The sequence below is a fragment of the Parabacteroides sp. merdae-related_45_40 genome (assembly GCF_001915675.1).
The window spans coordinates 1-13,619 of record NZ_MNQY01000128.1; the positions used below are offsets into that span (position 1 = coordinate 1).

Here is a 13,619-nt window from a genome sequence, read left to right on the forward strand (position 1 = left end):
GGAGGTGTAACCGTAAACGAACGAGAGTCTTCAACAACTCTATCCAATTTATCAGTAATTTTATATTTTACCATATATGTTTTAGCTGTTCCATTATCGCCACACGACAATTTATTAAACCAATCATCTACGCTATATTTCATCTTAACTCTACTTGCAGAACTTTCTGCTATCGCAATTCCTGGAATATCTAATGTGAAGACATCCTGCTCTTCTACCCCTATTCCAACTATAGATATTGCTACATCCTTTATTCCGGCAAGAGCCTCAATATCTACAGGTACGTCAGAAAGAGGAGTAATCAATTTTATTTCCAAAGTACCTTGTTCAAAAGTTTTATTATTCGGGAACATTCCCCAACTAACCTTAGGCTTAGCAGCAGCCGGTACAGTTATTCTAACCGATTTAGAAGTCCTATTCGGAGTTGGCAAAGCATCTACAACCGTCAATGATAACTCATAATACGAGTCTTCCGATTTACCTAATAAAGAAGCAATAACCGATTTCAAATCAAATTCTGCCTGCATTTCACCTTTCATTTTCTCTGGTGCACTAAAGCCGTAATTATCCGCCAAATCCTTAATCTGATCTTCTGTCAGATTTGCCAAATCATACTGATTAATCAAAGTCGAACTTCCATCTTTAATCGTCAACAATACCTGATTAATCTTTCCTCCGGAAGTAATCACTACTTTAGCCGCCTTTGTATCTTTAGCATATTCTGTAGGTTCCTCCATACTTACATTCGTATCTTCCCACTTAAACAAATCGCACACAATATACGGCGCCCCCTTCAACTTCTCCATGAAATCCGGAATTCCGATATTCACATAGATCGTTTCCTTTGTTTCATCGTTTAATGTCACATCGATAGCAATCCCGTTCACCCCTTTTTCATCCGTACGGACGGTCAGCTTCGCCCATTGCTTGGGCTTGATAGTTGTTGTCGCCGTATAATTGACAGTCTTTCCATAGACATTGACCAGTTCCATCGCAATTTCCAGCTTCGTGCCGGAAGCATCCGACAGAAAATACATCGGACGGGATTCGCCTTTTTCATACACCAAAGGCAATTCCATCTTGTTCGTCTTCAACGACAAGGTATAATCTTTATATGTTTGCAGAAAATCATCCGAATAGTCGATCGTCACCCGGCTGTTCGCCATTGCGGCAGTTACCTCCACCGGTGTAGTCATATCCTTGACAATCGTAAATTCCTTTTTCCCGGAAAAGTAAGGTGCATCGAAAGCGGCTGCCGTTTCTGTTCCTTTTGACACCTGAATCGTATATGCTCCGGCTCCCAGCTCAAGTTCGGCTGGCATCTTGTCGAAGCGGGAATATTCGGCCACAACACCCGAATCCTGCGCGATCGTCACAGCATAGCTATTCACATCCTTAAAGTCCGCCAAGTCAGAAGCTTTTGTCGATACACCCACCAACGCCGTGTCCACATTCATCCGAAAAGCAAGAGTACCTTTATTGACTACCCCATCTTCATCGACTTGGCAAGCATAAATCCCAATAAACAAACAAAAAAAGCACAACAGGCGGCTTACCACACAAAAGCGCTTGTTATCTCCTTCCAAGAAACGTTTCTTCTCCATCCAGATTCTATTCCGTTTAACATTCCATTTTCAAGGTCGCAAAGTAACCCCGATTCTTCAAGCCTTACAAGGTCAATTTATATTATTCGCTGTCCGTTTTTTTTGATTTGCATTTAAGGCCACCTCTTTAATTTCCTATTTATGATACACAAATGATATATCCACAAACACATAACTGTCCGATTTTTCATAATAAGCTTTACATATAAACAAGATTTCGTATCTTTGTCGTATCTTTTATTCTAATATGTATATAGATAATGACATCCCCAAAATAGACCTGCCCGAAGACTGGATAATCGGAAAGTTGACGAAAAGCGAAATCGGCTTGCTGAACCTCTATGCCAATTATCCATGCCGGCTGAAAGCCGAAATATTCGTGCTTTGCTTGCAAGGAGATCTGGAGGCATCCATCGACTTGACGCGCTACAAAGTCAGGCCAGGAAGCTTTATCACCATACAACCGGGGACAATTTTGCAAATATATCGGGTAGAAGGAGATTTGGAAATCTACTTCATGGGATTTTCTTCAAATTTTATCAGTCAATCGAACCTTAACAAAATGGCAGTAGACATGCACTACGCGGCCAAAGATACCCCAATCATAGAATTGAAAGAAAAACCTGTCGAACTGCTGGAAGATTACTTCTCGCTTCTGCTTAAAACATATAATACCTGCAAGCCTGCTTTAAACAAACATATTTTGAATCATCTATTGTCGGGTGTATTCATGGGAGTCAGTGCCATGTATAAAGATAAAGTGGAAAGCAAAACGAATCTCTCCAAAGCAGAACAAATAAGCAAAAACTTCAATCATCTGGTTATGCAGAACTATACCACGCAACGTTCCGTTGCGTGGTATGCCAAGAAACTCGGCATAACTCCGGCGCATCTCAGTACGATTGTCAAGCAGACGACCGACAAGACTTGTGTCGAGATCATCACCTCTATGGTGATCATGGATGCAAAGGCACAGTTGAAATCGACCGACCTATCGATCCACGACATCGCCTATTCGCTGAATTTCACGAATATGTCTTTCTTCGGCAAATATTTCAAGCGGCATGTGGGGATGGGGCCGTTGGAATACCGGAACAGCTAAAAACAAAAGTTCCGGGCCGCTGGGTCATTTCAGCTTCACCCACCCTGTACAACCCGCCTTGCAACAAGCCTCAACAGGTGAAGGCTCCCGCCCGGATTGCCTTCAACCCCGGTATCCGGCCTTCATCCAGGCAAGTTCGAATCGACCACCAAAGGTTGAGGGATGCCCGTGTCTTCCTCTTTCGGAAGGGTATAGATGGCAAACAAACGGCTGCCTCCCTTCACCAGACGGCCGGAAGCGACCAATGCGGCCAAATCCTTGCGCGCACTGTAGTCAGACAGCCCGATAAGATAACGGTAGGAACGGACGGTGATATAAGAGTTCTCGTCCAAATAGCGGTAAAGAAGTTCCTCCCGGTCCGCCATACCGGGTGCACAGTGACCTGAACTTTTCATACGCGTGAGCGGCATCGTCTTCAAGGCCTTCTTCAACTGCTGGCAGCATCGGAAATTGACGTTCTTGAAACGGACAGATTCGCTCCTCAGTTCCGTTTTAGACATCACCGCGCGAGATTGGAGCGAGACGCTGAAGAAGCCGAGGCCCTCGATCTCCACGTTATCGCCTTCGCGCAAGCGTTCCGTCACCAAGTCGGTGATCAGCTGCAAGGCGCCGGCAATGTCGGCTTCCGAATAGGTGGAGCGGGATTTGGCATATTTCATCAACTTTTTAATGCTGACGGTCTCATAGGGGATCAATCTTGGGTGAAGAGGCATTTTATTGCCGTTCTTCCCGGAATCCGGGTTACGCTCCATTCTGTAACGTGCTGTCATATTAGTAATAGATTAAATGGTGAATAATAAGACTTTATCGCTTTCCTGCCTTCTTTGTATGTTTTTGACGAAGGTCGAAAAGGTTTTTGCCCAAGGTGGAAAAGGTATTCGACCTAAGTCGAAAGGCTTTTCGCCCTAGGTCGAATAGTCAATAACATGGCAGTAAAGATACAAATAATAATAGGATAAACACGAATGAGGCGGTACTTTTATCCTAAATAAAAAACGCAACAACTGGGACTTGCTGGCTGATCCGACCGGTAGCCGCCGTTTCGTCTGCATCGAGATAAACGGGAACATCCGTCCAGACCGTTCTGTCGAATACGGACAGCTATACGCACAGGCGGTCGCCGCGCTCCGGGCAGGCGAAAGATATTGGTTCACGCCAGAGGCATTCATTTTATTTTCTCCTAATGCTTTTTCCGATCTCCAATTTTAAAATAAATGAAACCGGCTTACGTCCCCCATGTTTCCCGGTCCAGGCTCCGGTATTGTATGGCTTCCGCCAGATGGCATGCCTCGATATTCGGAGAGGCTTCCAGGTCGGCGATCGTACGGGAGACTTTCAGGATGCGGTCGTAGGCGCGGGCGGAAAGATTGAGGCGCTGCATGGCGACCTTCAGTAAAGACAGGCCGGCAGCATCAGGCACGGCGTATTCATGAAGCAGTTTGGAGGTCATCTGGGCATTGCTGTAAATACCCTCATGCGCGGCAAAGCGTTTTTCCTGGATAGCGCGGGCTTTCATCACGCGCTCGCGTATCGCTTCGCTACATTCGGAAAGGCGTCCGTCGGATATCTTCTCGAAAGGGACCGGCACGACTTCTACCTGTATATCGATCCGGTCGAGCAAAGGGCCGGAAACACGATTCATGTATTTCTGGACAGCACCCGGAGAACAGAGACAAGGGCGATCGGGGTGATTATAATATCCGCAAGGACAAGGATTCATGGAAGCGACCAACATGAAGTTGGCCGGATAATCAACAGATAAGCGGGCACGAGAGACCGTTATCGTCCGGTCTTCCAATGGTTGGCGCATGACCTCGAGCACGCTCCGGTTAAATTCGGGCAATTCATCCAAGAACAAGATTCCGTTATGTGCCAAGCTGATCTCTCCCGGCTGCGGGAAAGCGCCTCCACCGACCATCGCCACATTCGAAATCGTGTGATGGGGCGAACGGAACGGACGTTGCGTCATCAGGGAAGTGTCCAGCCCGATCTTGCCGGCGACCGAATGTATCTTGGTGGTCTCGAGCGACTCCTGCAAGGTAAAAGGTGGCAAGATGGAAGGGAGACGTTTGGCGAGCATCGATTTGCCACTCCCCGGCGGACCGATCAGGATCAGGTTGTGGCTTCCGGCGGCGGCTACTTCCAGCGCACGCTTCACATTCTCCTGTCCGCGTACATCCGAGAAATCCGCTTCAAACTGAAGTTGCCGGGCATAAAATTCTTCACGGGTATTGACAACCGTCGGCTCCAAATCCCGTCTTCCTGCAATGAACTCGATCACTTCTTTGATGGTCGAAACGCCATACACATCCAGGTCATTGACGACAGCGGCCTCACGGGCATTCTGCTTGGGAACGATAAAACCTTTGAATCCCTCTTCACGCGCCTTGATCGCAATCGGCAGAATTCCCTTTACCGGCTTCAAGCTGCCGTCCAATGAAAGCTCTCCCATCATCATGTAGTGGCCTAGCCGGGAAGCATCCAGCTCTTCGGCTGCAGCCAGGATGCCGATCGCAAGCGGCAAATCATACGACGAACCTTCCTTCCGGATATCGGCAGGCGCCATATTGATCACAATGCGGTTACGGGGAAACTTGTAGCCACTCACCTGAAGAGCAGAGATAATGCGTTCATGGCTTTCACGGACAGCCACATCGGGCAACCCTACCAAAAAGAATTGGATACCTTTCGTGCAATTTACTTCGATCGTAATGACCGTTGCCGATATGCCTTGCACGGCGGCAGCGTAAGATTTGACTAACATAGTTAAAGATTTATGATTTAAATTTATGGGTCTGGATTTATGATTTATGGATAGCAACATTGCATAAATCATAAATTCCTACTCCATCAACTTTTCCAACGTCTGCTTTATCTCGACCCCATTGTCCGTTTTCAAGATGATCTTCCCTTCTTCATCGATCAGGAAACAGCGGGGCAAGGCGCTTACGTTATACAGATCAACCAACATGGCTGCCTGTCCGGCGGAATCGGTAACCAAGTTCCAGCCGATGCTATCCTTTGCAAGGACTTTCCGCACTTCGGCTTGATCGTCATCCAGACTGACCAGCAACATATCCACCTTTTCTTTCGGATATTTCATTGCCACTTCATCCAGATAGAGGTCTTCCGTCTGGCACATATCACACCAAGGAGCCGTAAACGCAAGCAGTAAATATTTCTTCGGAAAAGAATCCAGACTGACAGGAGTCCCGTAAATATTCTTCACATTGAAACCGGGTGCTTCGGCGCCTAAAGCAGTCCTTTTTGCCCGCGTGCTGTATTCCTGCAACTTCCGCACCAGATAAAAGTCGTTCAGTTTCGGATTCAGCACAGCCAACAATTCGTCCATTTGCCGGGTATCGTCAGGATGGTTAAAATAATGCTGTATCAATACGACGGAAGCTTCTTCATCCGGATATTTCTTGATGGCGGCAGCAGCTTCCTCGCTCAACAGATGGTTTACATTCGCCAGGCGCGAAGCCATATCCGCTTCCTCGATCGAGCTGTTGAGGTTTTCCCTGTTCTTCTTATTCAGTTGACGGATCAAGTCGGCCTGCTCCTTCAATAAAGGAGCCATTTCTTTTCTTATCGCGGAAAGACGGTCATTGATCCGCCCTCCTTTGACACGTAACATGGCGGGATAATCAGCGTCTCCGGTGATCGTCACCTTCTCTCCCTTTTCCAGATAAGCCGTAACCCAATGCATTTTATCAGCAAAGAAAATCGTCACTTCCCGGAAATCCCCCTGTTTCTTTTCGATCAAAAATTCCCCCGGCTTCCCGCAAGTTACGGTATCTACAACCTTTATATCTTCATTTTCGAAAACGGCATATAAGGTCTGATCCTCCAGATTGGTTAGTTTTCCTTCTATCCGGTAAGCAATATCTCCGCCACACGATGACAAAGAAACGATAATCCCAACGACCAGTAATAAACGTCTAATCATGTTATACCTCACATCCCACATTAACAGATAATTTGGGGTAAAGGTAGGAATAGATTTTAAAATATCCTAACATTTATGATAAAATTAATGTATATATATAAAAAAAGCGCAGAACCGAAGTCCTGCGCTTTTATAGAGTCATTATGTATGTTATTACAATTTCGGACCAGCAGCAACCAGCTTCTTACCAGCTTCGTTGCCAGTGAACTTAGCGAAGTTCTTAATGAAACGGCCAGCCAGATCTTTTGCTTTTTCGTCCCACTGTGCAGCGTCAGCATAAGTATCGCGCGGATCCAGGATATTCGGATCAACACCCGGCAATTCTGTCGGTACAACGAAATCGAAGTACGGGATAACCTTTGTCGGAGCTTTGTCGATAGAACCGTCCAGGATAGCATCGATGATACCTCTTGTATCCTTGATAGAGATACGTTTACCAGTACCGTTCCAACCTGTGTTGACCAAATAAGCCTTAGCACCGGTCATTTCCATTTTCTTAACCAATTCTTCGCCGTATTTTGTCGGGTGCAGTGACAAGAAAGCAGCACCGAAACAAGCAGAGAATGTCGGAGTCGGTTCAGTGATACCACGTTCTGTACCAGCCAATTTAGCTGTAAAACCAGACAGGAAGTAATACTGAGTCTGTTCCGGGTTCAGGATAGATACCGGAGGCAATACGCCGAATGCATCGGCAGACAGGAAGATAACCTGTTTTGCGTGCGGGCCTTTAGAAACCGGCTTAACGATGTTTTCGATGTGATAGATCGGGTAAGAAACACGTGTGTTTTCTGTTACGCTCTTATCAGCGAAGTCGATTGTACCGTCAGCTGCAACTGTAACGTTTTCAAGAAGAGCGTCACGTTTGATAGCGTTGTAGATATCCGGTTCGCTTTCTTTATCCAGGTTGATAACCTTAGCGTAGCAACCACCTTCATAGTTGAATACACCTTCGTTATCCCATCCGTGTTCGTCATCACCGATCAACAGACGTTTCGGGTCAGTAGACAAAGTTGTCTTACCTGTACCAGACAGATGCATAGAAGCGATACCACGCAACGGGTTCATGTAGTTCATGATAGAGAACATACCCTTCTTCATTTCACCACCGTACCAAGTGTTCAAGATCACCTGTTCTTTCGTCTTCAGGTTGAAAACTGTAGCAGTTTCAGAGTTCAAGCCTAATTCTTTGTAGTTGTCAACTTTTGCTTTAGAAGCGTTGAAACATACGAAATCAGGTTCTCCGTAGTTAGCCAGCTCTTCTGCTGTCGGGCGGATAAACATGTTAGTTACGAAGTGTGCCTGCCATGCTACTTCCATGATGAAACGAACTTTCATACGAGTTGCTTCGTTAGCACCGCAGAAAGTATCGACAACGAACAGACGTTTGCCAGACAATTCTTTTACAGCTTTAGCTTTCAGATCAGCCCAAGCTTCTTCAGAACAAGGCTTGTTATCGTTTTTATATTCTTCAGAAGTCCACCATACTGAATCTTCGCTGGCTTCGTTCTTTACGAAAAATTTATCTTTAGGAGAACGACCTGTGTAAACACCTGTCATCACGTTTACAGCACCCAGTTCAGTTACCTGACCTTTTTCAAAGCCTTCCAAACCCGGTTTTGTTTCTTCTGCGAACAGAACATCGTAAGACGGATTGTGAAGAACTTCCTTCACATCTTTAATTCCGTACTTGCTTAAATCTAATGTAGCCATCTTGAAATTAATTTAATTGATTGACTTTATATAACTTTTCTCTCTACTCAATGTTAAAACACAAGGCAAATCATCTTTGTTTTTACTTGCTGTTCCCTCGCCTTGTTAATCGCGGTACAAAAGTAATACAAATTTTCATAGTACATATCGAATTAAGGAAATTTTTCAGTAATAATTATTCTTTTCCATGCCATTAACATCAAACCCTACCATTTTGTAACATAGAGTTTACAAATCAGCTACTTTTATCCAAAAATAGCATCGTGTTTCCCGGCATTTAAGTCATCCTGGATGCGGTAAAGAACGACAAGCAGAGGGGATAAATTATGTTTAACGATATCGGTTATAATCTCCGGGTCAACAGACAAATATTCATGAGAAATAATATTTTGCATGGCAAAAATCTTGCGCCAGGGAATTCCCGGATAATATACCAGCAACTTCTCCTTTGTTTCAGTATCTATTTGTTTCAATGTCTCACCGATAGTCTGTATTCTCATGCAAGTTGCATCAAATAAATCGACACCCTCCGGAGTACGAAGCAAATCATCGCAGTCTGCAACATCGGAAGTTCGTTTCAATGCCAATTCAACTCTTTGTATAACAAAAAGAAGCTTATCTGTTATTTGATCCTTAAAGATAAATTGCATCCTGTTCTATTTTACGCCGAAACAAAGCACGCATTGTTTTATGCAAGGTTATTAAATCGACTTTTTGCCTGAAAACTTGTTCTAAATCATCTTTTATATCCATCAATGTGTAATAACTTGTTTTTCTCAACTTAATAAAAACATCGATGTCACTCTTCTCATTCTGTTCACCACGAGCCACGCTACCGAAAAGGCCCAATGTTTCGATTCCGTATTTTTCGGCGGAACGGGCTTTGTAATCTCTCAGGATTTCTATGATTTCGGCTGTTGTCTTCATTGCTATATCCTTTTGTTTCACAAAGATAGAAATATAAATAAGAAAAGCTGTAAACCCTTGTATCTTTTTTCAAGGTTTACAGCTTTTCTTATCACAGATCGGCTTACCGCCTTACTTTACTTCCCAGATTTCTCCGCTCATCAGATAATCCTGCAGGTTACGGATCGGATTCTTGGCCTGGACTTCTTCGATCTGTTGGTGTACGGCTTCGTCGTAGGTCGGAGCATCCACATCGCGGATCACACCGAGAGCGACTGGCATATCCCCGCTCATCATGGCAAGCATCATGTGCAGGGTGTTATCCTTTTCATGTGCATCATGTACCAAAACATCATCCAGCGTATAACCATCCTGACCGATCGTTACGGCTTTAAGTTTCAGGCCTTCCAACACGATACCCTTTTCATTGTCTTTGCCGAACAACATCTTTTCGCCATGGCGCAAGAAAATCGTACGGTCGGCACGAAATTCCTTATCGACAATCTTTTTATGGATACCGTCGTTAAAGATCACACAGTTCACCAGCACTTCAGTCACGGAAGCACCTTTATGGCGGGCAGAAGCAGCCAACACTTCGGTCGTATTCTTCAGATCCACATCGATCACACGGGCAAAGAAATTACCACGGGCACCCAAAGCCAGTTCAGCCGGAATAAACGGATCTTCGACCGTCCCGTAAGGAGAGCTCTTGGAAACGAAACCACGGTCGGAAGTCGGAGAATACTGTCCCTTCGTCAGGCCGTATATCTTGTTGTTGAACAATACGATATTCAGGTCCACATTGCGGCGGACAGCATGAATAAAATGGTTACCACCGATGGCCAGACAGTCGCCGTCACCTGTAATCAACCAGACGCTCAAGTCCGGACGAGCCGTCTTCACGCCGGTAGCGATAGCAGCACCACGACCATGAATCGTATGGAAACCGTATGTGTTCATATAATAAGGTAAACGGGAAGAACATCCGATACCAGAGATAACAGCCATATTATGAGGAGCCACTCCTACTTCGGCCATTGCTTTGTGCAAGCAGTTCAACACGGCATGGTCTCCACAACCCGGACACCAGCGTACATACTGATCGCTCTTATAATCTTTCGGTTGAAATTTTACTTCTTCAGTTGCCATCTTTTAAGCCTCCAATATTTTCGTGAATTCCTCAACTAATCTCGCTACGACAAAAGGTTGTCCCTTTACGCGGTTGAAACGGTACGGATTGAATCCCGTCACTTTACCACGCAGGTAGTTGGCAAACTGCCCGTTGTTCTGTTCGGCAACGACCACCTTCTTGTATTTGCTCAGCACTTCAGCCGTGTTCTTAGGCAGCGGACTGATGAACTTGAAGTGAGCCAGAGCAACCTTCTTTCCCTGCTCCTGCATAGTTTCCATTGCTTCGTAGAGGTGTCCGTATGTTCCACCCCATCCGACGATCAGCAGGTCTGCATCGGGGTCTCCGATCACTTCCAGTTCGGGAATATAATCGGCAATCTTGTCAATCTTGGCCTGGCGGGTGGTAACCATCTTCTGGTGGTTGACGGGGTCTGTCGAGATAGCGCTTGTTTCATAGTCTTTTTCAAGACCGCCCAGACGATGGGCAAAGCCCTCGGTTCCCGGAATAGCCCAATAGCGAACCAGGCTTTCCTTGTCGCGGCGATACGCTTTCCATACTTTTTCACGCGCATCGTAGTTGGAGACATAATTCGGTTTGATTTCCGGATATTCAGCCAAGTTCGGCAGCTTCCATGCGGAAGAACCGTTGGCGATGAAGGCATCCGTCAACAAGATGACAGGAGTCATATGTTCGAGGGCCAACTTTCCTGCCCAGTAAGCAGCATCGAAACAGTCTGTCGGAGTCGAAGCAGCAATCACGACAGCCGGACTCTCACCATTACGTCCGTAAAGCGCCTGCATCAAGTCGGTTTGTTCGCTCTTGGTCGGCATACCCGTAGAAGGACCACCACGCTGCACATCAATAACAACCAGCGGCAGTTCAGCGATCACGGCCAAACCGATCGCTTCGCTCTTCAACGCCAGACCAGGACCGGATGTGGAAGTCGCAGCCAAGCAACCGGCAAAGCTGGCTCCGATGGAAGTACAGATACCGGCAATTTCATCTTCCGCCTGAACAGTGATGACACCAAGTTCCTTATGCTTTGACAACTCATGCAAGATATCGGTGGCCGGAGTGATCGGGTAGCTTCCGAGGAACAACCGTAAGCCGGCCTTCTCCGCAGCAGCGATCAACCCGTAGGACGTGGCCTTATTACCGTTCACGTCAGTATAAAAACCTGGTGCAGCCTTCTTACTTTCGATGCGGTAAGTGGAGACTGAAACATGGATATTGTGTCCGTAGTTGTAACCGTCTGTCAGCGCCTTGATATTGGCCTGTGCGATAGCTGGCTTTTTGGCGAACTTGTTCTGCAACATATGCATCGCTTCATCCAGCGGACGTTCGAACAGCCAACAAACCAACCCCAGTGCGAACATATTCTTACAACGGAGCGCAGACTTGTTATCCAGGCCGAATTCAGCCAGGCCGTCTTTCACCATTGTCGAGATAGGAGCCGCCACGACCTGCACTCCGCCAAGCCCGAGTTCCCGGAACGGATCGTCTGTCGTGAATTGCGCCTTGTCCAAGTCACTCTTCTGGAACGAATCCGTATCGATCAAAACGATCGCATTGGGTTTCAGGTTTTTCACATTCACTTTCAGCGCAGCGGGGTTCATTGCGACCAGCACGTCCGCCTTATCGCCGGGAGTAAAAATTTTACGGGATCCCAGATGAACCTGGAAACCTGATACACCACTAAGTGTTCCTTGAGGAGCACGCACTTCTGCCGGATAATCGGGGAATGTAGAGATTTCATTCCCAAAAATAGCCGACAGATTGGAAAAGATTGTTCCGGTCAGCTGCATACCGTCACCGGAATCGCCCGAAAAACGGATGACAACCTTTTCCAGAGTTGTTACTTTTGTCTGTTCTGCCATAATATACTTATATTAGCTTAATCGCTTGTTGATATTTAAGATCATCGCAAAGTAAAGAATAAACTTTGCGAGTTCAAAACTTTTATGGGTTAAAACGCAGAGAGGTATAGATCGATATTATTCGATGATAAACCGAATCGATTGGAAACGTAGCTGTTAACAGGCTTACCGCAATACATGTAGACTCCGTTCTTGAATCCCGGGTCGCTCTTGATCATCCCCTGCACGGCACCGGCATCGCCCAGCAGGAAAAGCATCGGGACGAAGATATTGCTCAGTGCCATCGAAGTGGTACGCGCCACACGGTTACTGATGTTCTGCCGGCAATAGTGCAGTACGCCGTACTGTTCGAAAACAGCCGGATCGGAAGGACAGAGGCAACAGGTCGTCTCAAAACAACCTCCCTGATTGATCCTGAGGTCAATAACTAATGCACCGCGTTTCATGATACGGATCATATCTTCGGCGATGATATACCGGTGACGCGTATTGATGTAACGCATCGCCCCGATCACCACGTCGGCACTACGGAAAGCGTTTTGCAGCACATTCGGATGGAAGGTGGAAGTGAACAAGCCTTGCCCCAATACCTGCTGGATAGTCCGAAGCTTGTTTATATCGTCGTCGAACACCTTCACGGAAGCACCCAGTGCCATAGCGGCACGGGTGGCGACAGTCCCGGCATTACCGGCTCCAATAATCACGACCTCGGTCGGTGAAACGCCCGGTATGCCTCCTAACAAGATCCCTTTTCCGCCCTGCGTATTGCTCAACAACTCGGAAGCGATCGTGATAGAGGCTGTTCCTTCTATCCCAGAGATCACATTCAGGACCGGACAACGCTGTTTGTCATCAGCCAACAGTTCATAGGCGACAGCTGTAATCCGTTTAGCCATCATCAGTTCGAAGGCTTCATGCGAAAAGGTATTGAACTGGACGGTTGAAAACAGCGTAGTACGCGGCTTCATCATCATCACCTCGGCAGTCAGCGGCGGCAGGATTTTCAGGATGATGTCCGCCTGATACACCTCGGCCGGAGTCGCCACAATCTCGGCTCCCGCTTCCGAATAATGGTTATCGGAGTAATTGATCCCCAGGCCCGCCCCGGCTTCCACCAGAACGCGATGCCCACGGTCGGTCAGCATGTCGACCGCTTCGGGAGTCAGAGCCAGACGGCACTCTCCTTCTACCCGTTCACAGGGTATACCTATCAGTAAGCGATTACTCGCCTTACTGAGTTCTTTTAATAGCTCCTGCGGGATATAAGCCCCCTGCCCTTGTCTATCCATAATTTAATAGTTGAGAGTTGAGAGTTGAAAGTTAAGGTTGTGCCAGTTTT

12 protein-coding genes are annotated in these 13,619 nt (G+C 46.5%); 2 read left to right on the plus strand and 10 right to left on the minus strand.

The features are described 5' to 3' along the window. Positions 1 to 1,604 (minus strand): DUF4493 domain-containing protein (locus tag BHV83_RS17655; protein WP_286757831.1); only part of this gene is annotated, 1,604 nt, incomplete at its 3' end. Positions 1,605 to 1,857: 253 nt separating this feature from the next. Here BHV83_RS17655 and BHV83_RS17660 point away from each other — a divergent pair. Next, positions 1,858 to 2,706 (plus strand): AraC family transcriptional regulator, encoded by an 849-nt coding sequence (locus BHV83_RS17660; RefSeq protein WP_122205562.1) that lies wholly within the window; start codon positions 1,858 to 1,860, stop codon positions 2,704 to 2,706. Between the two features lie 122 nt (positions 2,707 to 2,828). On the opposite strand, the gene BHV83_RS17665 is transcribed toward BHV83_RS17660, so the two are convergent. After that, positions 2,829 to 3,476 carry an HU family DNA-binding protein gene (locus tag BHV83_RS17665; protein ID WP_005649862.1) on the minus strand — a complete coding sequence of 216 codons (648 nt, stop codon included), beginning with the start codon at positions 3,474 to 3,476 and terminating at the stop codon, positions 2,829 to 2,831. Between the two features lie 211 nt (positions 3,477 to 3,687). Here BHV83_RS17665 and BHV83_RS17670 point away from each other — a divergent pair, with 211 nt between their 5' ends. Next, complete coding sequence (locus tag BHV83_RS17670) at positions 3,688 to 3,915, plus strand: VapE domain-containing protein (protein ID WP_220445400.1); 228 nt, start codon at positions 3,688 to 3,690, stop codon at positions 3,913 to 3,915. A 16-nt stretch (positions 3,916 to 3,931) separates the two neighbouring features. Here the strand turns inward: BHV83_RS17670 and BHV83_RS17675 are convergent, their stop codons facing one another. The 8 genes from BHV83_RS17675 to BHV83_RS17710 all read right to left on the minus strand — a co-directional run bounded on the left by BHV83_RS17675 (position 3,932) and on the right by BHV83_RS17710 (position 13,569). Continuing rightward, the gene (locus BHV83_RS17675; RefSeq protein ID WP_122205491.1) at positions 3,932 to 5,470 is read right to left on the minus strand and encodes a YifB family Mg chelatase-like AAA ATPase; all 1,539 of its coding nucleotides are present in this window, start codon (positions 5,468 to 5,470) and stop codon (positions 3,932 to 3,934) included. 78 nt (positions 5,471 to 5,548) lie between these two features. After that, on the minus strand, positions 5,549 to 6,655 hold the full coding sequence (locus BHV83_RS17680) for a TlpA disulfide reductase family protein (RefSeq protein WP_172676537.1): 1,107 nt from the start codon (positions 6,653 to 6,655) through the stop codon (positions 5,549 to 5,551). A 153-nt stretch (positions 6,656 to 6,808) separates the two neighbouring features. After that, a complete protein-coding gene (gene pckA / locus BHV83_RS17685; RefSeq protein ID WP_286757832.1) occupies positions 6,809 to 8,365 on the minus strand; it encodes a phosphoenolpyruvate carboxykinase (ATP) in 1,557 nt (518 codons plus the stop codon). 245 nt (positions 8,366 to 8,610) lie between these two features. Further along, positions 8,611 to 9,015, minus strand: coding sequence for a HepT-like ribonuclease domain-containing protein (locus BHV83_RS17690; RefSeq protein ID WP_119215396.1), 405 nt, complete (start codon positions 9,013 to 9,015; stop codon positions 8,611 to 8,613). Next, positions 8,999 to 9,292: a nucleotidyltransferase family protein gene (locus tag BHV83_RS17695; RefSeq protein WP_181979628.1), complete on the minus strand. Its 294-nt coding sequence runs from the start codon at positions 9,290 to 9,292 to the stop codon at positions 8,999 to 9,001. The genes BHV83_RS17690 and BHV83_RS17695 overlap by 17 nt, the downstream gene beginning before the upstream one ends. 111 nt (positions 9,293 to 9,403) lie before the next feature. Further along, positions 9,404 to 10,420 (minus strand): 2-oxoacid:ferredoxin oxidoreductase subunit beta, encoded by a 1,017-nt coding sequence (locus BHV83_RS17700; RefSeq protein ID WP_005639939.1) that lies wholly within the window; start codon positions 10,418 to 10,420, stop codon positions 9,404 to 9,406. Positions 10,421 to 10,423: 3 nt separating this feature from the next. Further along, a complete protein-coding gene (locus BHV83_RS17705) occupies positions 10,424 to 12,280 on the minus strand; it encodes a 2-oxoacid:acceptor oxidoreductase subunit alpha (protein ID WP_122205492.1) in 1,857 nt (618 codons plus the stop codon). An 89-nt stretch (positions 12,281 to 12,369) separates the two neighbouring features. Continuing rightward, complete coding sequence (locus tag BHV83_RS17710) at positions 12,370 to 13,569, minus strand: alanine dehydrogenase (protein WP_286757833.1); 1,200 nt, start codon at positions 13,567 to 13,569, stop codon at positions 12,370 to 12,372. Positions 13,570 to 13,619: the final 50 nt, after the last annotated feature.

Excerpts from the sequence above, each read along its gene's own strand:
- BHV83_RS17665 (WP_005649862.1), bottom strand. The coding sequence starts at position 3,476 with ATGACAGCACGTTACAGAATGGAGCGTAACCCGGATTCCGGGAAGAAC.
- BHV83_RS17675 (WP_122205491.1), bottom strand. The coding sequence starts at position 5,470 with ATGTTAGTCAAATCTTACGCTGCCGCCGTGCAAGGCATATCGGCAACG.
- BHV83_RS17680 (WP_172676537.1), bottom strand. The coding sequence starts at position 6,655 with ATGATTAGACGTTTATTACTGGTCGTTGGGATTATCGTTTCTTTGTCA.
- pckA (WP_286757832.1), bottom strand. The coding sequence starts at position 8,365 with ATGGCTACATTAGATTTAAGCAAGTACGGAATTAAAGATGTGAAGGAA.
- BHV83_RS17690 (WP_119215396.1), bottom strand. The coding sequence starts at position 9,015 with ATGCAATTTATCTTTAAGGATCAAATAACAGATAAGCTTCTTTTTGTT.
- BHV83_RS17695 (WP_181979628.1), bottom strand. The coding sequence starts at position 9,292 with ATGAAGACAACAGCCGAAATCATAGAAATCCTGAGAGATTACAAAGCC.
- BHV83_RS17700 (WP_005639939.1), bottom strand. The coding sequence starts at position 10,420 with ATGGCAACTGAAGAAGTAAAATTTCAACCGAAAGATTATAAGAGCGAT.
- BHV83_RS17705 (WP_122205492.1), bottom strand. The coding sequence starts at position 12,280 with ATGGCAGAACAGACAAAAGTAACAACTCTGGAAAAGGTTGTCATCCGT.
- BHV83_RS17710 (WP_286757833.1), bottom strand. The coding sequence starts at position 13,569 with ATGGATAGACAAGGGCAGGGGGCTTATATCCCGCAGGAGCTATTAAAA.